The 22435-nt window shown below is 63.4% G+C and carries 19 protein-coding genes, 1 tRNA gene and 2 rRNA genes (1 of these 22 cut by a window edge); 10 read left to right on the top strand and 12 right to left on the bottom strand.

What is annotated here, in order from left to right; all coding sequences use genetic code 11:
• Window positions 1-119: 119 nt before the first annotated feature.
• From I6A82_RS06530 to I6A82_RS06520, 3 genes are all read left to right on the top strand, one after another.
• A complete protein-coding gene (locus I6A82_RS06530) occupies window positions 120-2573 on the top strand; it encodes a TonB-dependent receptor (RefSeq protein ID WP_198094213.1) in 2454 nt (817 codons plus the stop codon).
• Between the two features lie 78 nt (window positions 2574-2651).
• Complete coding sequence (locus tag I6A82_RS06525) at window positions 2652-3701, top strand: DUF3667 domain-containing protein (protein WP_198094212.1); 1050 nt, start codon at window positions 2652-2654, stop codon at window positions 3699-3701.
• A gap of 62 nt (window positions 3702-3763) precedes the next feature.
• A complete protein-coding gene (locus tag I6A82_RS06520; RefSeq protein ID WP_198094211.1) occupies window positions 3764-5395 on the top strand; it encodes an alkaline phosphatase D family protein in 1632 nt (543 codons plus the stop codon).
• Window positions 5396-5606: 211 nt separating this feature from the next.
• Here I6A82_RS06520 and I6A82_RS06515 read toward each other — a convergent pair whose 3' ends face one another.
• The gene (locus I6A82_RS06515) at window positions 5607-7013 is read right to left on the bottom strand and encodes a DEAD/DEAH box helicase (protein WP_187335641.1); all 1407 of its coding nucleotides are present in this window, start codon (window positions 7011-7013) and stop codon (window positions 5607-5609) included.
• Between the two features lie 348 nt (window positions 7014-7361).
• On the opposite strand from I6A82_RS06515, the gene I6A82_RS06510 reads away from it, so the two are divergent.
• A complete protein-coding gene (locus I6A82_RS06510; protein ID WP_187336910.1) occupies window positions 7362-7673 on the top strand; it encodes a hypothetical protein in 312 nt (103 codons plus the stop codon).
• 86 nt (window positions 7674-7759) lie between these two features.
• Complete coding sequence (gene gltX / locus I6A82_RS06505; protein WP_198094210.1) at window positions 7760-9259, top strand: glutamate--tRNA ligase; 1500 nt, start codon at window positions 7760-7762, stop codon at window positions 9257-9259.
• Here gltX and I6A82_RS06500 read toward each other — a convergent pair.
• Window positions 9256-9576, bottom strand: coding sequence for a hypothetical protein (locus tag I6A82_RS06500; RefSeq protein WP_198094209.1), 321 nt, complete (start codon window positions 9574-9576; stop codon window positions 9256-9258). The two genes, gltX and I6A82_RS06500, sit on opposite strands and share 4 nt — an antisense overlap.
• 477 nt (window positions 9577-10053) lie before the next feature.
• Here I6A82_RS06500 and I6A82_RS06495 point away from each other — a divergent pair, with 477 nt between their 5' ends.
• On the top strand, window positions 10054-10764 hold the full coding sequence (locus I6A82_RS06495; RefSeq protein WP_198094208.1) for a Crp/Fnr family transcriptional regulator: 711 nt from the start codon (window positions 10054-10056) through the stop codon (window positions 10762-10764).
• Window positions 10765-10903: 139 nt separating this feature from the next.
• On the opposite strand, the gene I6A82_RS06490 is transcribed toward I6A82_RS06495, so the two are convergent.
• The 5 genes from I6A82_RS06490 to I6A82_RS06470 form a co-directional block, all read right to left on the bottom strand.
• Entirely contained in the window at window positions 10904-11251 is a 348-nt protein-coding gene (locus I6A82_RS06490) for a response regulator (protein ID WP_187335637.1), read from the bottom strand.
• Between the two features lie 48 nt (window positions 11252-11299).
• Window positions 11300-12355 carry an HWE histidine kinase domain-containing protein gene (locus I6A82_RS06485; protein ID WP_198094207.1) on the bottom strand — a complete coding sequence of 352 codons (1056 nt, stop codon included), beginning with the start codon at window positions 12353-12355 and terminating at the stop codon, window positions 11300-11302.
• 87 nt (window positions 12356-12442) lie between these two features.
• The gene (locus tag I6A82_RS06480; protein WP_198094206.1) at window positions 12443-13279 is read right to left on the bottom strand and encodes an oxygenase MpaB family protein; all 837 of its coding nucleotides are present in this window, start codon (window positions 13277-13279) and stop codon (window positions 12443-12445) included.
• Between the two features lie 283 nt (window positions 13280-13562).
• Entirely contained in the window at window positions 13563-16079 is a 2517-nt protein-coding gene (locus I6A82_RS06475; RefSeq protein ID WP_198094205.1) for an ABC transporter permease, read from the bottom strand.
• Entirely contained in the window at window positions 16076-16765 is a 690-nt protein-coding gene (locus tag I6A82_RS06470) for an ABC transporter ATP-binding protein (RefSeq protein WP_198094204.1), read from the bottom strand. Before I6A82_RS06470 ends, I6A82_RS06475 begins: the two co-directional genes overlap by 4 nt.
• Between I6A82_RS06470 and I6A82_RS06465 the strand changes: the two genes are divergently transcribed.
• Both I6A82_RS06465 and I6A82_RS06460 read left to right on the top strand, forming a co-directional pair.
• Complete coding sequence (locus I6A82_RS06465) at window positions 16764-17489, top strand: arylesterase (RefSeq protein WP_198094203.1); 726 nt, start codon at window positions 16764-16766, stop codon at window positions 17487-17489. The two genes, I6A82_RS06470 and I6A82_RS06465, sit on opposite strands and share 2 nt — an antisense overlap.
• An 86-nt stretch (window positions 17490-17575) precedes the next feature.
• Window positions 17576-19009, top strand: coding sequence for an ATP-binding protein (locus I6A82_RS06460; RefSeq protein ID WP_198094202.1), 1434 nt, complete (start codon window positions 17576-17578; stop codon window positions 19007-19009).
• 22 nt (window positions 19010-19031) lie between these two features.
• Here I6A82_RS06460 and I6A82_RS06455 read toward each other — a convergent pair whose 3' ends face one another.
• The gene (locus I6A82_RS06455) at window positions 19032-19427 is read right to left on the bottom strand and encodes a hypothetical protein (protein WP_232343332.1); all 396 of its coding nucleotides are present in this window, start codon (window positions 19425-19427) and stop codon (window positions 19032-19034) included.
• A gap of 141 nt (window positions 19428-19568) precedes the next feature.
• Here I6A82_RS06455 and I6A82_RS06450 point away from each other — a divergent pair, with 141 nt between their 5' ends.
• The gene (locus tag I6A82_RS06450) at window positions 19569-20459 is read left to right on the top strand and encodes an EamA family transporter (protein WP_198094201.1); all 891 of its coding nucleotides are present in this window, start codon (window positions 19569-19571) and stop codon (window positions 20457-20459) included.
• A 605-nt stretch (window positions 20460-21064) separates the two neighbouring features.
• Here the strand turns inward: I6A82_RS06450 and I6A82_RS06445 are convergent.
• Window positions 21065-21271 carry a hypothetical protein gene (locus tag I6A82_RS06445; RefSeq protein WP_198094200.1) on the bottom strand — a complete coding sequence of 69 codons (207 nt, stop codon included), beginning with the start codon at window positions 21269-21271 and terminating at the stop codon, window positions 21065-21067.
• Here I6A82_RS06445 and I6A82_RS14730 point away from each other — a divergent pair.
• Complete coding sequence (locus I6A82_RS14730; protein WP_442945063.1) at window positions 21203-21385, top strand: hypothetical protein; 183 nt, start codon at window positions 21203-21205, stop codon at window positions 21383-21385. The genes I6A82_RS06445 and I6A82_RS14730 overlap by 69 nt on opposite strands.
• Here I6A82_RS14730 and I6A82_RS06440 read toward each other — a convergent pair.
• The 3 genes from I6A82_RS06440 to I6A82_RS06430 all read right to left on the bottom strand — a co-directional run.
• A tRNA-Met gene (locus I6A82_RS06440) sits at window positions 21371-21447 on the bottom strand. The genes I6A82_RS14730 and I6A82_RS06440 overlap by 15 nt on opposite strands.
• A gap of 194 nt (window positions 21448-21641) precedes the next feature.
• Window positions 21642-21756 (bottom strand): 5S ribosomal RNA (gene rrf, locus I6A82_RS06435).
• 133 nt (window positions 21757-21889) lie between these two features.
• Window positions 21890-22435: ribosomal RNA gene (locus I6A82_RS06430) — 23S ribosomal RNA — on the bottom strand; it runs 2246 nt beyond the window's last position.

Below are 22435 nucleotides of genomic sequence, written 5' to 3'. Positions count from 1 at the left end.
GGCAACATCACGAAATTTTCACTGGCCCGACTTCGCCGCGACACAGGACCTACGCCGCCGCGTAACACCGCATCCTCACTGGCGTGCGCACAATAACCGCCAACAGAGGGCCCTCTTCCATGCGTTTTACCTCCCACGCCGCCATCGCCATTTCGCTCGCCGCCTTCGGCTCGGCCGCTGCGCAGGCCCAGGCAACCGATCCTGCTGCCGACGGTGCAGAAAGCGCTGCGATCGATTCGGAGATCGTCGTCACCGCGCAAAAACGCGCAGAGTCGATCAGCGACGTGCCGCTCACCGTGAGCGCGCTTAGCGGAGAGGCTCTCAAGGAGATCGGCGTCGATGAGTTCGATGAGGTCGCCGCCTATATTCCCGGCCTGATTGTGCAGGAGCAGAGCCCCAACAATCCCGGCTTCGTGATCCGCGGCATTACGTCGGATTCCGGCAGCGCGCAGATCGCGCCGCGCGTTTCCATCTATTATAATGGCATCGACGTCTCCCGTTCGCGCGGCTCCTATTTCGATCTGTTCGATATTGAACGGATCGAGGTGGTGAAGGGCCCGCAGGCGACGCTGTTCGGCACCGCCTCGACGATCGGCGCGATCAGCGTCATCACCAACCGGCCGACGCCGGAAGAAAGCGCCTCCGCCTCGGTCAGCTACGGCAATCTTAACGCGGTGCAGGCCAATGCGGTGGTGAACGGGGGCACCGAGTTCATTTCCGGGCGCCTCGCCGCCGTCTACAAATATCGTGACGGCTATGTCCGCAATATCGGCGGCCAGCCGGGCACGGTCAGCGGCAATCAGGTCGGCATCGAGCAGGACGATCTGAACGGGGTGAATCAGTTCGGCGTGCGCGGCTCGATCCGCATCAATCCGGCCGCGGGCGGGCATATCGATTTCATCGCCACCTACGAACAACAGCGTAATCCCGGCACCGCATTCAAATCCGGCACGCTGCCGCCCACCGGTGGCGACACCAGCCCCTACAGTTTCGCAGAACTTGGTGGATCGCCATTCAGCGAAAGCGTTCTCGGCCTGCCAAAACTCGGGCTAAACCGCGAGGTTTACGATGCCAATCTCAGCATCGAATTCCCGATCGGCGATGCCTGGCAGCTCGATTCGATCACCGGCTACCGCAAGTTCGACAGCCTTGAGGTGTTCGATGCGGACGGTTCCGGCCTTTTCTTCCTGGAATTTGCAGAGGATGCGAAGGGCCAGCAGATGAGCCACGAAACCCGCATCAGCTATGACAGCGACCGCTTCCGCGGTTTTGCGGGTTTCAACATCTTTCACGAGGAAGGCACGCAAGGGGTGCCCTTCTCCACCGATGAAGGCACGTACATCGCCTGCGCGCCCTTCCCCGCCTTCGCACCGGTTCAGGCCGTACTCTCCGGCGCACAGGGCGGCGCCAATCCATGCTACAGCGCAGCCGTCGGCTACACCGCACCCAATGCCAGCGCTATTCTGACGCGCGGGGCGGCCAGCATCATTCCCTATTCCAGCGTCTTCGAAAATGGCGGCAAGAACACAAGCTACTCGGTATTTGCAGACGGCACGGCAATCTTCGGTCTACTCGAGCTGACGGCGGGGCTGCGCTACCTCTACGAGGAACGCCAATCGACCTATTTTTCGCGCCAGCCGGGTAGCCAGGTATTTGCTGGCCTCGGCGTGCCGGGCGTGTCGCTACTCGGCGCGGTGGACACCGCGGGGCAGACGTTCCGGGCGAGCGACGATTTCGACGCCTTCCTGCCGCGCTTCAACGCGCTTTACCGCGTCACGCGGGACGTGAACGTTTACGCCACCATCTCCAAGGGGCGCCGCTCGCCGGTGCTGAACCTCACCGCGCGCGGCCCGCGCGCCGGAGAGACCGGTCCGCAGCCCAGCCTGACCATCGTGGATGCGGAAACGGTCTGGAACTATGAAGGCGGAATCAAGGGCAGCTTTGGCGGCTTTACCGGCTCGATCGGCGCCTTTTATCAGGATTACAGCAACTTCCAGACCAGCCTCATTACCCAGCAGGACACGGTGGATCAGAATGGCAACCCCATTCCGGCCGGCACCGTCATTCCGGTAAACGCGGGCCAGGCATCGAATTTCGGCATTGAGGTGGAAACCAGCTACCGCGTGTCGCGCGCGCTGCGTCTGTTCGCCAACTACGCCTATATCGACGCCAAGATCGGCGAGCCGGCGGAGGGTACGGCCAGCCAGTTCTCCTTCCAGGACAGCCGTTTCCGTCTGACGCCCGAACATAGCGCGTCGGGCGGGATCGAATTCAACGCGGACCTGGGCGGCGGCACGGCGATTTTCTTCACGCCCACCGCCACCTATCAGAGCCGCGTGTTCTTCGAGGTGCCGAACGATCCCTCCACCAGCCAGGACGGCTATGTCCTCGTCAATCTGCGCGGCGGCGTGACGTTCGACGACGGCCGCTATGAGATCAGCGGTTTTGCCCGCAATCTGCTCGGTAAGGACTATCTGATCGATGCGGGCAATACCGGCGGCTCCTTCGGCACCACTACTTACATCGCGGGCGAACCGCGTCTGTACGGGGTCCAACTCGCCGCTCGCTTTTGATAGCGAAAGGCCATCACATTGCCCTGACCCGGCCGGGCTGATAATCCCACGGGGACAGGGCAATGGGGGCACTTCGGGGTGAACGACGAAAGACAGACGGACCTGTCCGAAGATGGGCACACGACGGAAACCGCCTGCCTCAATTGCGGCACAGCGCTCATCGGATCGCACTGCCATGCCTGCGGGCAGCACGCGCATGTCCACCGCACACTGTCCGCGCTCGGTCATGATTTCCTCCATGGCGTGCTGCATTTCGAAGGTGCTTTCTGGCATAGCGCGCCGCTGCTCGTCTGGCGCCCGGGCGAACTGACCCGCAGATATATCGATGGCGAACGCAAACGCTTCGTCTCCCCGATGGCTCTGTTCCTGTTCGCGATCTTTCTGATGTTCGTGATCTTCAGCTTCACCGGCGGCCCGTTCGAAAACATGCAGAGCCCGGAAACCGATGCCGCCTATCAAAGGGAATCGGAACAGCTCGATCAGAAGATCCACAAAGACTCGGCGGCGCTGAAGGCTCTCCCACCCGGCGATACCGGACGCGCGGGGTTGGAAGAGGCGCTGCGTGAGGAGATGGCGGCCCGCAATGGCATTGCCATGCTACGTCAGGAGCCGATGCCTTATCCGGAGATGATCGGCGTAGATGAGAGGGTCGGCCAAAACGGAACTGAGGCGATCAACACCGGCAGCCCTCTTCTGGATCACATAGTTGAGACGGCAGCGCACAAATTTCAGGCCAATCCGGGGCTGATCCAATATAAGATGCAGTCGAACGGCTATAAATTCGCTTGGCTGCTGATCCCGCTGTCCCTGCCCTTCATCTGGCTGGTGACGATCGGCGCCAAAAGCGTGCGCTTCTACGATCACGCCGTCTTCACAACCTACTCGCTTAGTTTCATGGTGCTCCTGTTCCTGGCGCTGACGCTGCTCGGCAAAGCGGGCGTTTCTTCGGGTCTATTGATACCCATCGGCCTGATATTCCCGCCAATCCATCTCTACCGCCAGCTGCGCCACGCTTACGGGTTTTCGCGGCTTTCCACGTTGTTGCGCCTCGTTGTCCTACTTTCCCTTATCCCGGTGATCGGCCTTATCTTCACCTTCCTGCTTCTCGGCCTCGGACTTGCGGGATAGGTCATGCTGCGGTCACGGAGCGGGTGCATGAGGCGTCCACGCCAGACACAGAAGGATTTCGCATGACCCTCCAGATCGATCGGCGCCTGTTGTTGCAGGCAGGCACCTTCGGCATCGGCGCGCTGACCATTCCCGGTGCCGCCTTCGCCTTCCAGTCCGCCACCGGCTTTTCGCACGGCGTTGCGTCGGGCGAGCCGGGACAGGATTCGGTGTTGCTATGGACGCGCTATGTCGGCAGCGGCGATACGCGCCTGACCGTGGAAGTCACCGATCCGGCCACGGGCAAGGTGGTCGGCGGCGGTTCGACCACCGCCTCTCCGACACGTGACTATTGCGCCAAGCTGGTGGTCGACGGCCTGCAGCCCGGCCGGTGGTATTATTATCGCTTCGTTGCCCCCGACGGCAGCGCCTCGCCGCAAGGGCGCACACGCACATTGCCCGATGGCGAGACCGATAAATGGCGCATGGGCGTGTTCAGTTGCTCCAACATGCCTTTCGGCTATTTCAATGCCTATGCCGCAGCGGCGGCGCGCGATGATCTGGATATCATCATGCATCTGGGCGATTATTTTTACGAATATGGCCCCGGCACCTATCCCGATGTCGCCTTGCCGGGCCGCGCGGTGCAGCCGGATCACGAAATCCTGACGCTGACCGATTATCGCCTGCGCTATCAAAGCTACCGCGCCGATCCGGACCTGCAGCGCGTCCACCAGCTTTGGCCGATGCTGGCGCAGTGGGACGATCATGAGATCGCCAATGACGCCTGGGAGCATGGCGCGCAGAACCATCAGCCGAACGAAGGCGATTACGAGATGCGCAAGCGCATCGCGCGGCGCACCTATCGCGAATGGATGCCGGTGCACGATCTGCCGGACACCGAAGACCAGTGGAAAAGCTATCGCGTGGGTGATCTTGCCACCATCCTGCTGACCGAAAGCCGCCTGCACGCGCGGGCCAAGCAGTTCGATCTGTCCGAAGTGCTGCAGGGCAAGGGCAATATCGAGGCCGCGCTCGTGGAATTTCGCGAGCAGACCTATCGCGATCCCGCCCACACCATGCTGGGGCTGGATCAGGAGGGCTGGTTCGCGGATCAGCTCAAGCGCTCCGTCGGCGCGGGCGAGAAATGGCAGGTCTGGGCGCAGCAGACGGTCATGGGCACCTTGCTGATGCCGCAGCAGACGCTGGAGTGGATTCCGGAAAGTGCGCCGGACTATGTGAAGCAGCGCTCCGCCGTCGGCGCCTTGGCGAGCAAGGCGGGCCTGCCCTTCAATTTCGACAGTTGGGACGGCTATCCCGCCGCGCGCAGCCGGGCGTTCAAGGCGGCGCAGGACGCGGACGCCGATCTGGTGGTGCTATCGGGCGACAGCCATAATGGCTGGGCGTTCGATCTGACCGAGGACGGCCGCCCGGTGGGCGTGGAATTTGCCGGCCACAGCGTCACCTCGCCCGGCATGGAGAGCTATTTCTCCACCGTGCCCGCCGCGACGCTGGAGGCTGCGATCCGCGAAACCAATCCGATGCTCAAATGGGCCAATTTCGGCAAGCGCGGCTATATGACGGTGGAACTGACGCCAACGGCCGCCAGCTGCGACTGGAATTTCGTGAGCGATATCGCTCAGCGCTCCAGCACGATCACCGGTTCGCAAAACCTCACCGCGCGGCGCGGCGAACGCGTGCTGACCCAAGCCTGATCCGCGCGCCGCTCTCTCCGGCAGGAGAGTTTATCGCTGTCCTACACAAAAGCAGCGGCATTAAGGTGCGGCGGCTCTTTCCAATCGTCGATCAGTTCTAGTTGCCAACGGCTCCAGCAAGAAGCCGAAGCGGGAAGGTGAAGGCCCTACCCTGTCTACGGACCTTTGCGACTTTCCAGTCGCAACAAGCGCCCGCGACTCGCAACAGGTCTTAGCCCTGAGGGCGTCCGCCGCCACCGCCACCGCCGCCGCGGTTCGTCCGGCGACGTCGGTTACCGCCGCCGGGCTTGCCGGCGGACGGGCCGCGGTTCTGGCCACCGGCGCGCTGGCCACCCTTGCCCTCGCCGCCACGACGATCGCCGGAGGGCTTGCGCGCTCCGTCGCGACCGGCCGGCTTGCCCTTCGCTCCCGCAGGACGCGGTTTGAAGCGCTGCTGGCGCTGGCCGCCCATCTGCGGCGGGGGAAGCTCCTCGATCTCGGGCTTGTCGAAGCCCTTGGGAAGCGGTGCGATTTCGAGCTTCATCTTGATGGTCCGCTCGATATCGCGCAGCCACTGGCGCTCTTCCGGCCCGACCAGCGCGATCGCGGTGCCGCTGGCATCCGCGCGCGCTGTCCGACCGATGCGATGCACATATTGCTCCGGCACGTTGGGCAGTTCGTAATTGAAGACATGCGAAACGCCCGAAACGTCGATACCGCGCGCGGCGATATCGGTCGCGACCAGCACGGAGACGCCGCCGCGGCGGAAGGCGTTCAGCGCCTTTTCGCGCTGCGGCTGGCTTTTGTTACCGTGGATCGCGACGGCATCGATGCCCACGCGCTCCAGATGCTTCACCAGCCGATCCGCGCCATGTTTGGTACGCGTGAACACGAGCACGCGGTCCGGGTCTTCGCTGCGAAGCAGGCTCGCCAGGATCTGCGGCTTGTCTTCGCTGCGCACGAACAGGCCATATTGGTCCACCTTTTCGGCGGTGGTCGACTGCGGCGCGACGGAGACCTTGGCAGGATCGCGCAGGAATTGCTGGCTTAGCTCGGCAATGGTTTTCGGCATGGTGGCCGAGAAGAACAGGCTCTGGCGCTTGTACGGCAGCAGCTTGACGATGCGCTTCAGCGGCTGCATGAAGCCGAGGTCCAGCATCTGGTCCGCCTCGTCCAGCACCAGGATTTCGACCATCGAAAGATCGAGCGAATTCTGGTCGTACAGGTCGAGAAGACGGCCCGGCGTTGCCACCAGCACGTCCACGCCCTTGGCCAGCGCGCGCTTCTGCCGGTTGATCGGCACACCGCCGAACGCGGTGGTGACGTACAGCCCCGTGCCGCGGCCATAGGTGACCATGCTGTCGGCGATTTGCTTCGCCAGCTCTCGCGTCGGTGCCAGCACCAGCATGCGGCACTGATTGCGCCCGGTGCCGAGCTTCTTTTCGTTCAGGCGGTGGAGCGAAGGCAGCGAGAAGGCCGCCGTCTTGCCCGTGCCGGTCTGCGCGATGCCGAGGATGTCCCGGCCTTCCAGCGCCAACGGGATAGCCTGCTGCTGGATCGGCGTCGGCTCTTCATAGCCTTCGCTCTTGAGGGTATTCTGAAAGGTCGCGCCGAGCGCGAAATCGGAAAAATTGGTCATGAAATCTTTCGAAATAAGGCGGCTGCCTGGAAGCGCCTCATCCGGTTCGCCGCAAGACCTGCGGGTACGGATGATCGCGCCGCGCATGCGGCCGGATCGCTAAAGAAAGCGACCCGCGTGATCAGGCTGCCGTGAAAAGGTTCGCGATGAAGGATACGGCCGATGCCGGAAATTTCCAGCCCACACGCTGCGCGCATCCAAAAGCAGCCCTGCCGCCCTCGCTGAAGCCCACATGGATGTTGCGGCGCAAAAAGTCAATCGAAACGGATTCCGTCCCGTCCCGGCGCAATGATGGTGCAGCGCACAAAATTGCTTGCAACCACCTGCCCGCCTCATCATTCTTACACCATGGAACCGAACCAGATCGTCCTAGAAGCCATCGCCCGCCAGAAGTGCATCACGGCGACGTACAACAAGCAGAACGTCAAGCTGGCTCCCCATGTGCTGTGGACCCGGCATGACGATCTCTTCGTCGACGCGGTCGCGCTGGAACGCGATGGCAAGCCGCCGCGCGAATATAAGATGGGCACCTACAAGATCGACGGGCTTAAGGATCTCGCCGTGCACGAACAGAGCTTCCTGCCTGCCACGACCTATAATCCGAACGACGAGAAATATGCCGCAGGCAAGCTGTTCGCGCTGGAGCCACTGAAGGTCTGATCTTGGCGCTTTGCCGCCACGCTGGTAGGAGCGCGCTCGAACATCGCCCTTCCTGCACCTGAACGCAGCACCGAAAGCTCATTCCCATGACCACCGTCCGCACCCGCGTCGCGCCTTCGCCAACCGGCGATCCGCATGTCGGAACCGCCTATATCGCGCTCATGAACTGGCTGTTCGCCAAGAAACATGGCGGGCAGTTCATCCTGCGCGTGGAAGATACCGATCAGGTGCGCTCGACGCCGCAATCGGAACGGATGATCCTGGAGGCGCTGCGCTGGCTCGGCCTTGGCTGGGACGAAGGCCCCGATGTCGGCGGCCCCCACGGCCCCTATCGCCAGTCCGAACGCACCGCGCTCTATCAGGAGCATGCCGCGAAGCTGGAAGCCGACGGCCACGCCTTCAAATGCTATTGCACGGCCGAGCGGCTCGATGCGATGCGCAAGCAGCAGATGAAAGCGGGCGAACCGCCACGCTATGACGGCCGCTGCCTCACCGAAGAAGGGCGGGAGCAGGCCAAGGCGGAAAGCCCGGACGGAAGCTTCGTCCTGCGCATGAAAGTGCCGAGCGAGGGCGTGTGCACGTTCAAGGACGAACTGCGCGACGATCCGATCAGCATCGAATGGTCGAAGGTCGACATGCAGATCCTGATGAAGTCGGACGGCTTTCCCACCTACCATATGGCCAATGTGGTGGACGATCACGCCATGGGCATAACCCATGTGATCCGCGGCGAGGAATGGATCAGCTCCGTGCCAAAGCATGAGCTTCTGTACCAATATCTCGACTGGCAACCGCCGAAATGGGCACACCTCCCGCTGCTGCGCAATGCGGACAAGTCCAAGCTTTCGAAGCGCAAGAATCCGACCAGCATTCTGTTTTTCCAGCGCGCCGGCTATCTTCCGGAAGCGCTCATCAACTTCCTGGGCCTCGCCGCAAAATCGGCTTCCGAGGGCGACGAGATGACGTCGCTCGCCGAACTGCGGGAGGATTTCGCACTCACCAATATTTCGCTGGGCGGGCCGGTGTTCGATGTCGGCAAGCTGGACTGGCTAAATGCCCGTTATTTGCGCGAGACGATGGATGCACCGCAATTCCTTAATCGCGTGCGCGAATGGGCGCTCAACGAGGAGTATCTGCTGCCCATTGCCGAAATGGCGCAAAGCCGTGTCGAAAAGCTGGGTGATCTTGGCGGACTGGTGGCAATGTTCTTCCAGAACCGCCTCGACATGGATGAAACCAAGCTGCGCGACGTGAAGATCGAAGCCGAGGAACAGCGCCAGGCTTACCAACTTGCCCTGTGGCAGTTCGACAAGCTGGCCGAATGGGACAAGCCCTCGGTCGAGGGCGTATTGCGCGACACGGCAACCCGGCTGGACCTGAAGTTCAAGTTCATGGTCCGTGCCTTTTTCATCGCCATCACCGGCAGCCCGACCTCGGTTCCGCTGTTCGAGGCAACCGTGCATCTCGGCCGCGACATCGTGCGCGAGCGCCTGCGCCATGCGCTCGAAATCTTGGGCAACCCGTCCAAGAAGGAACTGAAAAGCTGGGAAGAACTGCTGAGCCGCCCTCTGCCGGAAGAGGCTTAATTCGCCAGAAGGTCCTGTAGTTCTTCGATCATCGCGATCATGCCGAGCAAATAGGCTGCCTCGATGCCCTCCGTGGCCCGTTCGGCAGCCCCGCGGTCCGTGGAAAGACGCCGCGTGAACTCCATCACGCGTGCGGCCATCAGTTCGAGCCCGGAGCGCTTGTCATGTTCGCCCTCCGGCTCGGTACGATTGCGGGCAACGGCTTCGATGCGTTTTTCAAGCTGGAAGAGGATATCGTCCGGCGCCCAATTTGGCTGCGCGCACGGATCGAACTGGAATGTGCGTATCAGCGCCCTCGTGCGCTGAAACCGCGCCATCAGCGGATCTCTTACCGATGGAGGGCTTGCGGAAGAGTGAGCTGTCTTACCGATAGGCCTCGCGAACCGATGCGAAATATCCATTAGAATTGTTCCCCAAGTCCATTTTTTATCGAGCCATATCCCTGCCTACCTAGTCTCGCGCGAAGTGCAGGTTGCCTGCACGAAAATCCGACAAATTGGTCACGCATTTAGCCGACAAAGTCTCTCAGACAGACGACCGTTAAAATTTCCGGCGCGACCAATCATAAATTAGGTCATCTACAAACCGCTCTCACTCCAGATTTTTTCCCTTAGAGCTCAGTAGATTACCGTTTCTACGGCGGCAGCAGAAAATATATAGGAACAATCTGTCAATAGTTTCTTTGTTTGTTCGTAGCCTATCGGTGTTCGACAAAATGCTTTTAGCGTATGTTGCAGTACATTGACCGAATTTCGATAGGGCATCTACAACTCGCGATCCAAGGGGTTCTCGGTATGCAAACATCCAATCTACTGGTTCGCCTGATGATCGAGGCATCGGACGGCAGGTCGCTGCCGGTCGCGAAGCAAATGTCGTTCAAGGCAGGCGCGCGCATCCCAGACGAACTTCTGTACGGTGAACACGCATTCATCATTGAAAAGGGCGTGGCAGCTACACTGCTGCGATCCCCCCGGACAGGCCGCACGTCGGAGGTCAGCATGTGCGGCTTCGAAGGTCTTTTCCCCCTGGGCCTTGTATTAGATATGCATCCGCCGCGGGGTTACGTGGTTTTGCCTCAGTTGGGCGACCTGGAAGCCAATGTAGTCGATGTCACGGCATTCCGAGAATGGGTCGCAGGCCAGTCAAAGCTTGAGCGTATGCTGTTGGACTATCTGTATTTCCAGCTCGTTGAGAAAAACACGACGATCGCCTGTATGGACCAGCAGGGTGTTGAGGAACGTATCTGCCGGTGGCTGCTGATGTGTCACGATCGCACCTTCGGCGATTTCATCCGGATAACGCATGAGGAGATCGCCCAGATGATATCCTCCTACCGCCCCACGGTGACCAACACCGTGCATCAGTTGGAGGAAACCGGCGCGATCAAACTGTACCGTGGCCAGATCGAAATGCTAAATCGCGACAAGCTGATTGAAATCTGCGACGGCACCTACGGTCCGGCCGAGCAATTCTATCGGCAGCATCTCGCGCCGTTCGGCAAATAGCCTCGCACCAATCGTTGCGGGTCGATCCGACTACGCTGCGATTGTGACGATCACAGATGCCGATCTGTTGATACGGCGATTACATAAGCTGCGGAAATGAGGAAGGCTTAGCGATACCTACCCGCGCTTCCGAATACCTTCAATTCAGCACGGCTTTCGGCGGCATGTGCGCAAGCAGCATCTCGGACGTCACCGGTTTGCCGACAACCACGCTATCCCTAGCCCACGGCCCGATCTGATCCCGCGTGTATCCCGTCAGAATGAGAAACGGGATACCACGCCGATGCAGATCATTGGCAATCGGCTCTGCGCTTTCCCCGCCAAGATTGGCGTCGAGAATCGCGAAATCGGCCTCATGCTGTTCCAGAGCCTCGAGCGCGGTCGAAAGATGCTGGGCGTTGGCCGCCACCTGATAGCCGGCGCCAAGGAGCGTCATCTCGATATCCGCTGCGATCAACGGTTCGTCGTCGATAATCATTACACGCATAGCGACGGCCGACCTCCTTTCGGCATTCCGAGCCGAACTATAGCCTAATCAGTCCAGAACGGGAACAGTAATCTTCGAAAGCGGGCAATCGAGCGCCCAAGCGCGCTGTCCTTCACCCGATTCCCATGCGGTGGAGCCGTAAAGCGCGGCGGGCGTCATCTGATCGAGCACCAACGCGCTGAACGGGTTGAGCGGTGGACGCGGTTCCATCTCGCCGTCGACCTCCGTCCAGCGGAGGTGGAACTGATCACCTTCGATCCGCCAATTGAGGCCGAACCGCCGCGGCACGTCTTCGGCGTTCAGCCGCGCCGCACCGCCGCATCCCAGTTCGAACAGGGCCAGACCGAGCGTCTGCGCCGTCTGCGGGCTCAGCTCCACCCGCTCGCCGTCGATTTCGACCAACTCTTCGGGCAGATCGCCGAACTCGACCAGCTGGACATGCGCCAGCTTGGCGAGATCCACCCCGCCCCAGTTCGTCGCGATGAACAGGTCCTGCGTAGCCGAGAGCGATCCGATGCGCCGCGCGATCTCCATCGCGACGTCCTCCGGCGCGGTATGCGCGGCAATGTGGCGGGCGACCGACTGGACGATGGCCAGCAGGTTCTTGGTGCGGTGGTTGACCTCGCCCAGCAGGGTGTCGATCCGCGCCCGGTGCTCCAGCAGCACGCTGCTGTCGATGCCGCTGGGCACGATGTGGCGGATAACACCGTCTGCATCGCGCAGCGGCTTGACCTGGAAGTCGATCCATAGCTGGCTGCCGTCGCCGAGCTGCGCATGCAGCTCCCGCCCGCGGGTCTCACCTTGCGCTGCGGCACGGCAGGCCTCGTGAATCCAGGTGCGCGCCGCCTCGTCATGCGCCCACCAGGGCCCTTCCCAGTAGTACTGACCGCGCGCTTCCTCGAGCGTAAGGCCGCCGAGCTCGAGCGACTTGCGGTCGACCGTCAGGATGCGGCCATCGGCATCGCACAGCGCGGAGAAGCCCAGCGCCTCGTCCATCACGCCGCGCAGCAGGCGTGCGTTCAGCGCGCCACTTTCATCGGGGAACGCGGTTTGCGCCTGGGGCGACTGAATGGGGGAGAAGCTGCGGGTCACTGGACTGGACAAGCGCCTCAGACGACTGCTTGTTCCGCCGGTTCGACCGCGCCGCGTCGAATGCGTCCCTATCTGCGACATAAGCGCCACGCCCGCGGATCATGGCGCAGCGAGAGCCCAGCGCAGCGTATGGGTAAGCCCGAAGGCGCTGGTGCGCAGCAGCGGCCGCGTGAGCGGTGGGACCGAAAGCCCGTGCATCCGCCGCGCCCAGCCGGGTAACAGATCGATGCCCGCCTGCACGCTGAGCGACTGCATCGGCGCGAGGCTCGCCCGTTCCGGCCGGTAATCGAGCAGCGCGCGCTTCGCCGCCTCGGTGCGCTCATCCACCAGCAGCTCGGTGCGAAAGCCGTTCAGATAGGTCATCGCGCCGCGCCGGTCGGTCGGCAGGTCGACGGCGCCCAGCCGCGCGTTGATCTGCGCGATCTGAGCGAAATAGGCATCCTGCCGCGCGCGGCTCATCATCGGTTCGCGGTAGCGCATCCAGGCGCCGAGGAAGCTCACTGCCTCGGTGATGTGGACCCAGCCGAGCAGGCGCGGATCGTCGGCGCGATAGGGCGTGCCGTCGGGCAGTGTGCCGGTGACATAGCCGTGGATGCGCCGGACTTGGTCGATCGCTGCCTCGGCCTGCGCACGGTTGCCGTAGGTGGTGGTGGCGATGAAGCGCGCGGTGCGCCGCAGCCGCCCCTGCATGTCGCGGCGGAAATCGCTATGGTCCCACACGCCAGCGAGCGCGAGCGGATGGAGCATCTGCAGGAACAGTCCCGCGATGCCGCCGATCATCATGGTCATCACATCGCCATGCACGTCCCGGATCACCGCGCCGGGCGGGAACAGCCCCTCTCCTTCGTAGACTGAGGCATCGTCCCCCTCCTCGCGGAACAGACTGCGCACCTCCTCCGCGATCGCGCCACGCAGCGAAGGGAGCCGCGGTGTCATGTGTCGAAGCCAGCTTCACACAGTTCACACTGTCCAGCGGCTGAAAATCGTTCAGCTTTCGGGCCGCCATTATGAATAGTTGACTGAGGCCGAGGATGATCCGCGATGGTCATGTGGGCGAACATAACCGAAACAGTGGGTGTAGGACAGCGATTGCTTATAAGACCGCCGTCATTGCGGCGAGCCGCCAGGCGACGAAGCAATCCAGGCCGGATACAGCGCTGCAACGGCTCTGGATTGCTTCGGCCTTCGGCCTCGCAATGACGTTGGATTGTTAGCCCCCTCACAACGCCCGCAGCGCCCGCGCGGGGCGCACGCGCATCAGCGGGACCGATCCCGCCAGCCCGATGCCGAGCGTCAGCAACGCGCCGCCGCCGAGTACGGCGATCACCGTGCCCCAGTCCGGCCGCCAGCTGAATTCGAACAGTTGCACGATCACCACCCAGGCGCCCAGTCCACCGAGCGCCAGCGCCAGCAGCGCCAGCGCCAAGGCCAGCATCGCATATTCCAACCCTTGCGCGCTCAGCACCTGAGCCCGCGTGGCGCCCAGCGTCTTCAGGATCACGCTGTCATAGCTGCGCGCCTGGCGGGAAGCGGCGATCGCGCCGACCAGCACCGCGATACCAGCCAGGATCGCCACCGAAGCCGCCGCCAGAATGGCATTGGCCATCTGGCGCATCAGTGTGGTGATCTGCCCCACCACCTCGCCCACCGGAATGATCGACGACGACGGGAAGGCCTCAACCAGCGCGCGCTGCAGCCCGTCGGTGCGATCCGCCGCGATGGTCGCCGCCACATTATGCGGCGCTGCCTTCAGCGTATCGGGCGTCACCACCATCACATAGTTGAAGCCCATCGTGTCCCAATTCACCTTGCGGGTGGAGGCTAGCGTGAAGGTGATCTCCCGCCCCAGGATCGACACAGTGATCGGATCGCCCAGCTTCAGGCCGAGCACATTCGCAGCTTCCTCATCGAGCGAGATCAAAGGCGGCCCGCTATAATCCTTCGGCCACCACTGCCCGGACGTCAGATCGCTGCCTTCCGGCAGAACATCGGAATAGGTAAGGCCCCGCTCGCTGCGCAGGAACCAGGCGCCTTCCGGTATCTCCTTCAGATCGGCCACGCGAATGCCTTTATACGCGACGATCGAACCGCGCAGCGTGGGCACGATGTTGAGATCGGCGTTCGGCGCATATCGGTTCACGATTTGCTCGAACCGGGCTTCCTGATCCACCGGCACGTCGAGCACGAAATAGTCAGGCGCACGCTCGGGCACCACGGACGCAATCTCGTTATTCAGACTGGTCTGGATCGCCGCCAGCGTGACGAACAGGGTGAGCGCAAGACCCAGCGCCACGACTAGCGCGGGCGTCTGCGATCCGGGCCGATGAAGGTTGGTGAGCGCCAGCCGCCACAACGGATTGCGCGGACGCGGTACGCGCGCGGCGATCTTGGCGATAGCCCAGCCGATAGCGAGCAGGATCGCGAGGACGAGCGCGCTCGCGCCCAGCACCGAGGCGGCGAACAGCGGATCGCGCGCCGTACCGATCGCCAGCGCCGCGATGGCGATGACGGCGAGCAGGACCGGCCAGCGCGCGAGCCAGTTGCCGGGGCGCCAGCCGCCGCGACCGCGCTCCACCACCCCGCGAAACAGCGAGGCGGCGGGCAGCAGCCGCGCGCGCGCCAGTGGCGGCAGCGTGAAGACGATCGCGATGAGCGCGCCGAAGATCGCCGCCTTGGCGAGCGGCAGTCCGAACAGCCCCAGCTCGGGCCGCACCGGCAGCAGATCGCCGATCATCCAGGCAAGCAGCGGCACCAGCGCCGCGCCGACGATCAGGCCCAGCAGGATTGCGCCCGCCGCCACCGCGCCAACCTGCAGCCCATAAATGCGGGCGATATCGCCCGAACGCGCGCCGAGCACCTTCAGCGTCGCAATTCCGGGGCGTTTGCCGCCGAGATAGGAGGCCACGCCATTGCCCACGCCGATGCCGGCGATAATAAGCGCGGTGAGCCCGATCAGCTCCAGAAACTGCCCCATTCGCTCGAAGAAGCGAAATGCACCGGGCGAGGCGCGGTCCCGCGTGCGGAAGTCGAGGCCTGCGGACGGAAAGGCGTTTTCGATGCGTTTCGTTACCGCATCGGGCGCGAGGCCGGTGCGCGTCCGGATGCGATATTTGCTTTCATACATGCTGCCCGGCTGGATCAGCTCGGCCCGCTGCAGCCCGGCAAGCGAGCCGATCGCGACGGGGCCGAGCGTAAAGCCCTCGCCCACCCGGTCCGGCTCCTCCCCGATGATGCCGCGCACGGTATAATCCGCTTCGCCATAGCGCAGGCGCGATCCCGGACGCAGGTTCAGGCGGTCGGCCAGCGTCCGGTCGATCAGGATTTCGTCGTCGCCAAGCGTGGGTGCGGCGCTGCCGTCGGCCAGCGTCAGCGTGCCGTAGAGCGGATAGCGACCATCGACGCCCTTGAACTCGGTCAGCACGGATTCGCCGCCTTCGGGCGCGCGGGCCATGGCGCGCATGCGTACAGTCTCGCTGACCGTCCCGGCCTGCGCGAACGCCGCGCGCTCCTCCTCATTGGCGGTGCGCTGGCTCATCTCCACTTCGACATCGCCGCCGAGCAGTTCGCGGCCCTGGTCGGTCAGTGCCCCGGTGATCGAAGCGGTCAGGCTGCCGATCGCCGCCAGGGTCGCGACGCCCAGGAACAGGCAGAGGAATAGTAGGCGCAGGCCACGCAGGCTGGCGCTGAGATCGCGCCGCGCCAGCCGCCAGGCGGCGGACCAGTTCAGCGCTGTCATGCCCGCCGGTCCGAGACGATCCGGCCGTCCTGCATTTCCAGCACCCGCTCGCAGCGCTCCGCCAGGCTTTCGTCATGGGTGATGATGATCAGCGTGGCGCCCGCTTCGGAGCGCCGTTCGAACAACAGCTCGACGATGCCCTCGCCGGTCGTGCGGTCCAGATTGCCGGTCGGCTCGTCGGCGAAGATGATCGACGGGCGCGACGCGACGGCGCGGGCGATCGCCACGCGCTGCTGCTCGCCGCCCGAAAGCTGCGCGGGATAATGGGTGAGCCGGTGGCCGAGGCCGACCGCTTGCAGCTCCGCCCGCGCGCGCTCGAAGGCGTCCGGGGCCCCTGCCAGTTCCAGCGGCACCGCGACATTCTCCTCCGCCGTCATCGTGGGCAGCAGATGGAAGCTCTGCAGCACGATGCCCAGCCGCTCGCGCCGAACGAGCGCCAGCGCATCTTCGTCCAGCGCGGTGAAATCCGCGCCCGCCACGCGCACCTCCCCGCCGCTCGCCTGTTCCAGCCCCGCCAGGATCGCCATCAGCGAGCTTTTGCCCGAACCCGACGGACCCAGCAGCGCGACGCTTTCGCCCTGGCGCACCTCGAGATCGATGCCGTGAAGGATGTCCACGCGCGCGGCGGCATCGCCCAGCGACAGCGTGACATTGCGGGCGCCGACGACGATAGAGGATTGCGACATGTGGGAGATTCGACCTTTGCGATTTCGGTCCGTTCTATATGTGGCGGCGGCGCTGCTTTTCCAGCCGCTTGCCGCCTGTTCCTCCGAAAGCGACACGGCCACCGCGCCGGTGGAGAGCAGCGCGGAGGCAACGCCCGAAGCCGACGCGAGCGCGCCCGCGGCGGATGAAAAGCTGGTCGTGGCGTTCGGGGACAGCCTCTACGCGGGTTATCAGCTCGATCCCGGCCAGGGCTTTGCGCCGCAGTTGGAGGCCGCGCTCGATGCGGACGGCGTGCCGACGCGGGTGGTGAATGCGGGCGTTTCCGGCGATACCACGGCGGCGGGGCTGCAGCGCCTCGCCTTCACGCTCGACGGGCTGGACCGGAAGCCGGATTTGGTGCTTGTCGGGCTTGGCGGCAACGATATGCTGCGCGGCATAGACCCGCAGCAAACGCGCGAAAACATGACCGCGATCATGGAGGAGCTGACAAAGCGCGGCATTCCCGTGATGCTCACCGGCATGCTCGCCCCGCCCAATCTGGGCCCGGACTATCGCACCAAGTTCGAGAGTATCTACCCAGATCTCGCCGCGAAATATGACGCGCCGCTCTATCCGTTCATCCTCGACGGCGTGCTCGGCAAGGGCAATCTGATGCTGGGCGACGGCATCCATCCCAATCCGGCGGGCGCAAAGCTGATCGCGGACAAGGTGGCCCCGCAGGTGGAAGCCGCGCTGAAGCGCTGAACCGCGCCGCTATCCACAGGCTTTTCCCCCACCCATTTCGCCGCGGGTCTTGGGGGCGGCGCGCGCAGGCGGTAGCGTGATCCGCGATGAGCCACGATATCGTAATAGGCCATGAGGCATCCGGCGCCGCCGTTCCGATCGATATCGAGGAACTGCTGGCAAGCCGCCTGCTCGTGCAGGGCAATAGCGGATCGGGCAAATCGCACCTCCTGCGCCGCCTGCTGGAGGAAAGCGCCAAGCTGGTGCAGCAGGTGGTCATCGATCCGGAGGGCGATTTCGTGTCGCTCACCGATCATTTCGGCCATGTCCTGATCGACGGCGCCAGCTATGCGCCTGCCGAGATCGAGGCGCTCGGTGCGCGCATTCGCGCCCACCGCGCCTCCGTCGTCCTCGCGCTCGAAGGGCTGGAGGTGGAACAGCAGATCCGCTGCGCCGCGCAGTTCCTGAACGCGCTGTTCGATGCCCCGCGCGAACACTGGTTTCCCGCGCTGGTGGTGGTGGACGAAGCGCAGCTTTTCGCCCCCGCCGTCGCCGGGGAAATCAGCGAGGACACCCGCCGCCTCACCCTGTCGGCGATGACCAATCTGATGTGCCGCGGCCGCAAGCGCGGGCTGGCCGGCATCGTGGCCACGCAGCGGCTGGCGAAGCTCGCCAAGAACGTCGCGGCGGAAGCTTCCAACTTCCTGATGGGCCGCACCTTCCTGGATATCGACATGGCGCGCGCCGCCGATCTGCTCGGCATGGAGCGGCGGCAGGCCGAGCGCATTCGCGATCTGGAGCGCGGGCATTTTCTCGGCCTCGGCCCCGCAATCAGCCGCCGCCCCGTGGCGGTGAAGATCGGCCCCGTGCAGTCCGGCCCGCGCACCGCCGCAGCCGGCCTCTTGCCTCTGCCGGAAGTGAAGGCGGAGGATATGGAGGCGCTACTGCACGAGGAGCTGGCCGCCGCTACGCCGCCACCGCCCCCTCCTCCACCACCGCGCCCCGCCGAGGAGCTGGTCAGCGACATCGCCGAATTCGCCCGCGCGCCCGATCCGCCGCAGACGCTGGAATCCTCCGCCGATGCCCGCGACGCGATGGACGCGGTCCTCACCGCCATGGCGCGCGAGGCGAACGCCACCTTCCGCTCTCCGAGCCGGCTCTATCAGGATTTCGCGACGCGCGTGCGCCAGCAGAAGATCGGCCTGGTGCCGCCGGATCTGAACGAATTCCGTCGCCGCTTCTCGATCGCCAGCGCCGATCTGGACCGGCTGGACAGGGCAACGCGCGCCACCATTCTGCAGCTGGCGGGCGATCTTTCGGACGATGTGCTCGCCCCTTTCCTCGTCATCGCGCGCGCCGCCGCCGAGGGGCTGGACGCGCCGGACGAGGAGGAGCTCGCCCGCGTCTACGGCAGCAGCTCCCCGGGCCGCATCCGCCGCCTGCTCGAACATTTCGAAAAGACCGGGCACATCGTCGTGCGCACCGAATTCGGGGGCGGGCGGCGCATCTTCGTGCCGGGTCTGGCCGATATCCTAGCCTGAGCGCGGCTGAGCGATCCGCGCTTTACTGGGCCTGCGGCTGCCGCCGCTCCGCGAACCATTGCCGCAGCATCGCCGCGGTGCAGCCGAACTGGCCGCCGGTGCCCACCGCGCTGCAGCTGCCCGGGATGGTGTAGCGCAGCGAATCCTCCATCCCCTCCACCTTGTCGGTCCAGCTGCGGTCGGTTGCATCCAGATGCTGTTCGCGCACGCCTTCGGGAATGCGATAGCGCTCCGATTCCGGATGATGCGCGCACACGACGATCTCGTCATCCTCCCCCTTGGGGCAGGCATCATTGCCGTACACCGCGACGGGGATCGCCCGCACCACGGTACCGTCGGGCAGCACCTCGTCCTGCGCAGACGCCGGGGCGGACAGCGCCGCCGCCATCAGTAGTGAGACAAAGATCGCTCGGCGCATCGTCATTCCTTTCGCGCCCCCCTTGGCCTATGCAGTCCCTGATACAGGAACGCCGCGGCCAGCGCGCCGATCCCGCTATAGACGATTATGCCGACGCCCGGACGAACGGGCGCGCTCTCCCCCACCGGAAAGTCCCTTCCCATGCGCCTTCGCGATATTCTGCTTGCCGTTGCGGTTATGGCCGTCTGGGGCACGAATTTCGTGGTGATCCACGAAGCGCTGGCGGTGCTGCCCCCCTTGCTGTTCGCTGCGCTGCGCTTCACCCTCGCCTTCGCGCCTGCCGCCCTGTTCGTGAAGAAGCCGCCGGTGCCGTGGGCGCAGCTGATCCTCTACGGCCTCCTGATCGGCGTCGGCCAGTTCGGCGTGCTGTTCATCGCGATGGACGGGCAGATCACGCCCGGCCTCGCCTCGCTGGTCGTGCAAATGCAGGTGTTCATGACCATCGGCCTGTCGGTTTGGCTGACCGGCGAGCGGCTGAAGGTTATGCAGATCATGGCTCTCCTCCTCGCCGCCGGAGGCATCGGCGTGATCGCGCTGCATATCGAAGGCGACACCACCATTCTCGGCCTGCTCCTCGTCCTGTTCGCCGCGGCGAGCTGGGCGGCGGGCAATATGGTCGCCCGGCGCAAGGGCGATGCCGACATGCTGGGCTATATCGTCTGGAGCAGCCTGGCGCCCGCCCCAGTGCTGCTGATCCTAGCGCTGGTGGCAGAAGGACCGGACACGGTAATGGCGGGCATCCAGGGCGCAGGTCTCCGCGCCTGGGCGGCGATCGTCTGGCAGGCCGTGGGCAACACGCTGTTCGGATACGGCGTCTGGGCGACCCTCCTCGCGCGCTACCCCGCCGCGACCATTGCCCCCTTTGCGTTGCTGGTGCCCGTCTTCGGCATCGGCGCATCGGTGATCCTACTCGGCGAGCCGTTGCCGATGTGGAAGCTTATCGCATCCGGCATGGTGATCGCGGGGCTGGCGGTGGGCTTCATCGACACGAAGAAGCTGGCGCGCAGATTGTCGCGCGGCCAGCAGGGGTGATCGCGCTAAAGCCGCAAGAACAAAGTCTATTGGCCATTTCCCTGGTCGCCATCATCGCTTCCTTCACTGAAACCGGCCCTTCAATAGACGCCACCGTTGCGGACATTCGAATCACCTGCCATGCTTGCCGTTAAAATGGCGAGCAGTGGCAATGCGCTCATCGAAAGGAACGATGGTTTCATATCGGACTGGCTTTCTACTAGTCGCGGGAGCGCTCGCCATTGGCTACGTCGGCATTGTCTCTGCCGTAGGGTTAACGGGCGCTACGGTAGTTGGTCGCACTTAGTGGGTTCGCAATAACCCTTTTCGCCGCATTTGACCGCCTTCCACCCCAGCTTCAGTCACCGGGCATCGTTTGTCGGCCGCCCAACAAAGGTCAATCAATGCAGGCGAATTTGCCCACGCCACCTAGCCACCGTTCAGACGAAGGCGGCGCGCGTCCGGCGCCCCCCCCCTTGCTCATTATGTGAGCATAATCGAACGACGGGCTTCGGGGGCTACGAACAGGCCTTCACGCGGATCGATGCGAACCCAAACCAGTTTCTGCGCGTCGCCGAAGAGCACGACGCTCTGATGGGACGCTCCAGCTTAGTTTACTCGCCGGCCTAATTGAGAACGGTGCGACGCGCGGTCAGATCGAGGCGGTTCGCGTGGCGTCGGATCGACCCGGTCGTGGGATCGGAGAGGCGATGATCCGCTGAGCGATCGAGGAATGCCGCCAGCGCGGTTGTTCGATCGTTCAGGTGACGACGGATCGGCGGCGGACTGGTGCGCATCGTTTTTACGATCGTCTTGGGTTTGCGCCGTCGCATCTTGGATACAAGCTGGCGCTTTGGTCGGGCGCGGCTTTTAAGGCTGCGGATTTTGGGCACAAAAAAACCGGCGGGTTTTGGGACCGCCGGTTGTGTGTTTGGTTGCGGGAGTAGGATTTGAACCTACGACCTTCAGGTTATGAGCCTGACGAGCTACCGGACTGCTCCATCCCGCGATAGGGAGACCGCTTGGGCCTCTTGGATTTGATCGATGATCTCAGGAGTGGAACGAAGCCGGAGGCTTCGCAAGGCCGGACGGCCGTCGCGTCTTATAGCGCGGAAGCCAAAGCCGCGGATGCGGCTGCCGGCGTCTGAGGCCATCTAAAGATGATCATTATGAATGGGTTTTCCCTGATGCGCCGGCTGCAATGCCTGGCGACGACCTACTCTTCCGGTGCTTAAGCAACAGTACCATCGGCGCTGTCTGGTTTCACGTCCGAGTTCGGGATGGGATCGGGTGGGTCACAGACGCTATGGTCACCAAGCAATGAAGCCGGCGCATAAGGGGTTTAATCGATGCACGTTTACACTGTTCTATCAGGCGTATCGGGCTGAAGTTCGTCCACCGGACGGTGCGAGGATCATTGCTGATCCGCACTGTCGTTGATGGTGGGACTCTTCAAGCGCGAATTGAGTAATTAGGACTGGTTAGCTCCATGCATTACTGCACTTCCACACCCAGCCTATCAACGTCGTGGTCTACGACGACTCTATGAAATCTAATCTTGAGGGAGGCTTCCCGCTTAGATGCTTTCAGCGGTTATCCCGTCCATACATAGCTACCCTGCTGCACCGCTGGCGCGATGACAGGTACACCAGAGGTATGTTCAACCCGGTCCTCTCGTACTAGGGTCAACTCCTCTCAAATTTCGACGCCCACGGCAGATAGGGACCAAACTGTCTCGCGACGTTCTGAACCCAGCTCACGTACCACTTTAATTGGCGAACAGCCAAACCCTTGGGACCTGCTCCAGCCCCAGGATGTGATGAGCCGACATCGAGGTGCCAAACGATTCCGTCGATATGAGCTCTTGGGAATCATCAGCCTGTTATCCCCGGCGTACCTTTTATCCGTTGAGCGATGGCCCTTCCACGAGGGACCACCGGATCACTATGACCGACTTTCGTCTCTGCTCGACTCGTCAGTCTCGCAGTCAGGCAGGC

Source organism: Novosphingopyxis sp. YJ-S2-01, assembly GCF_016093175.1.
Taxonomy (GTDB): domain Bacteria; phylum Pseudomonadota; class Alphaproteobacteria; order Sphingomonadales; family Sphingomonadaceae; genus Novosphingopyxis; species Novosphingopyxis iocasae.
The sequence above is the reverse complement of the archived record's forward strand: the minus strand, read 5'-3'. Positions and strand labels throughout refer to the sequence as shown.

Excerpts from the sequence above, each read along its gene's own strand:
- I6A82_RS06530 (WP_198094213.1), top strand. The coding sequence starts at position 120 with ATGCGTTTTACCTCCCACGCCGCCATCGCCATTTCGCTCGCCGCCTTC.
- I6A82_RS06520 (WP_198094211.1), top strand. The coding sequence starts at position 3,764 with ATGACCCTCCAGATCGATCGGCGCCTGTTGTTGCAGGCAGGCACCTTC.
- I6A82_RS06515 (WP_187335641.1), bottom strand. The coding sequence starts at position 7,013 with ATGACCAATTTTTCCGATTTCGCGCTCGGCGCGACCTTTCAGAATACC.
- I6A82_RS06510 (WP_187336910.1), top strand. The coding sequence starts at position 7,362 with ATGGAACCGAACCAGATCGTCCTAGAAGCCATCGCCCGCCAGAAGTGC.
- gltX (WP_198094210.1), top strand. The coding sequence starts at position 7,760 with ATGACCACCGTCCGCACCCGCGTCGCGCCTTCGCCAACCGGCGATCCG.
- I6A82_RS06500 (WP_198094209.1), bottom strand. The coding sequence starts at position 9,576 with ATGGCGCGGTTTCAGCGCACGAGGGCGCTGATACGCACATTCCAGTTC.
- I6A82_RS06495 (WP_198094208.1), top strand. The coding sequence starts at position 10,054 with ATGCAAACATCCAATCTACTGGTTCGCCTGATGATCGAGGCATCGGAC.
- I6A82_RS06490 (WP_187335637.1), bottom strand. The coding sequence starts at position 11,251 with ATGCGTGTAATGATTATCGACGACGAACCGTTGATCGCAGCGGATATC.
- I6A82_RS06480 (WP_198094206.1), bottom strand. The coding sequence starts at position 13,279 with ATGACACCGCGGCTCCCTTCGCTGCGTGGCGCGATCGCGGAGGAGGTG.
- I6A82_RS06475 (WP_198094205.1), bottom strand. The coding sequence starts at position 16,079 with ATGACAGCGCTGAACTGGTCCGCCGCCTGGCGGCTGGCGCGGCGCGAT.
- I6A82_RS06465 (WP_198094203.1), top strand. The coding sequence starts at position 16,764 with ATGTGGGAGATTCGACCTTTGCGATTTCGGTCCGTTCTATATGTGGCG.
- I6A82_RS06470 (WP_198094204.1), bottom strand. The coding sequence starts at position 16,765 with ATGTCGCAATCCTCTATCGTCGTCGGCGCCCGCAATGTCACGCTGTCG.
- I6A82_RS06460 (WP_198094202.1), top strand. The coding sequence starts at position 17,576 with ATGAGCCACGATATCGTAATAGGCCATGAGGCATCCGGCGCCGCCGTT.
- I6A82_RS06455 (WP_232343332.1), bottom strand. The coding sequence starts at position 19,427 with ATGCGCCGAGCGATCTTTGTCTCACTACTGATGGCGGCGGCGCTGTCC.
- I6A82_RS06450 (WP_198094201.1), top strand. The coding sequence starts at position 19,569 with ATGCGCCTTCGCGATATTCTGCTTGCCGTTGCGGTTATGGCCGTCTGG.
- I6A82_RS06445 (WP_198094200.1), bottom strand. The coding sequence starts at position 21,271 with ATGCGACGGCGCAAACCCAAGACGATCGTAAAAACGATGCGCACCAGT.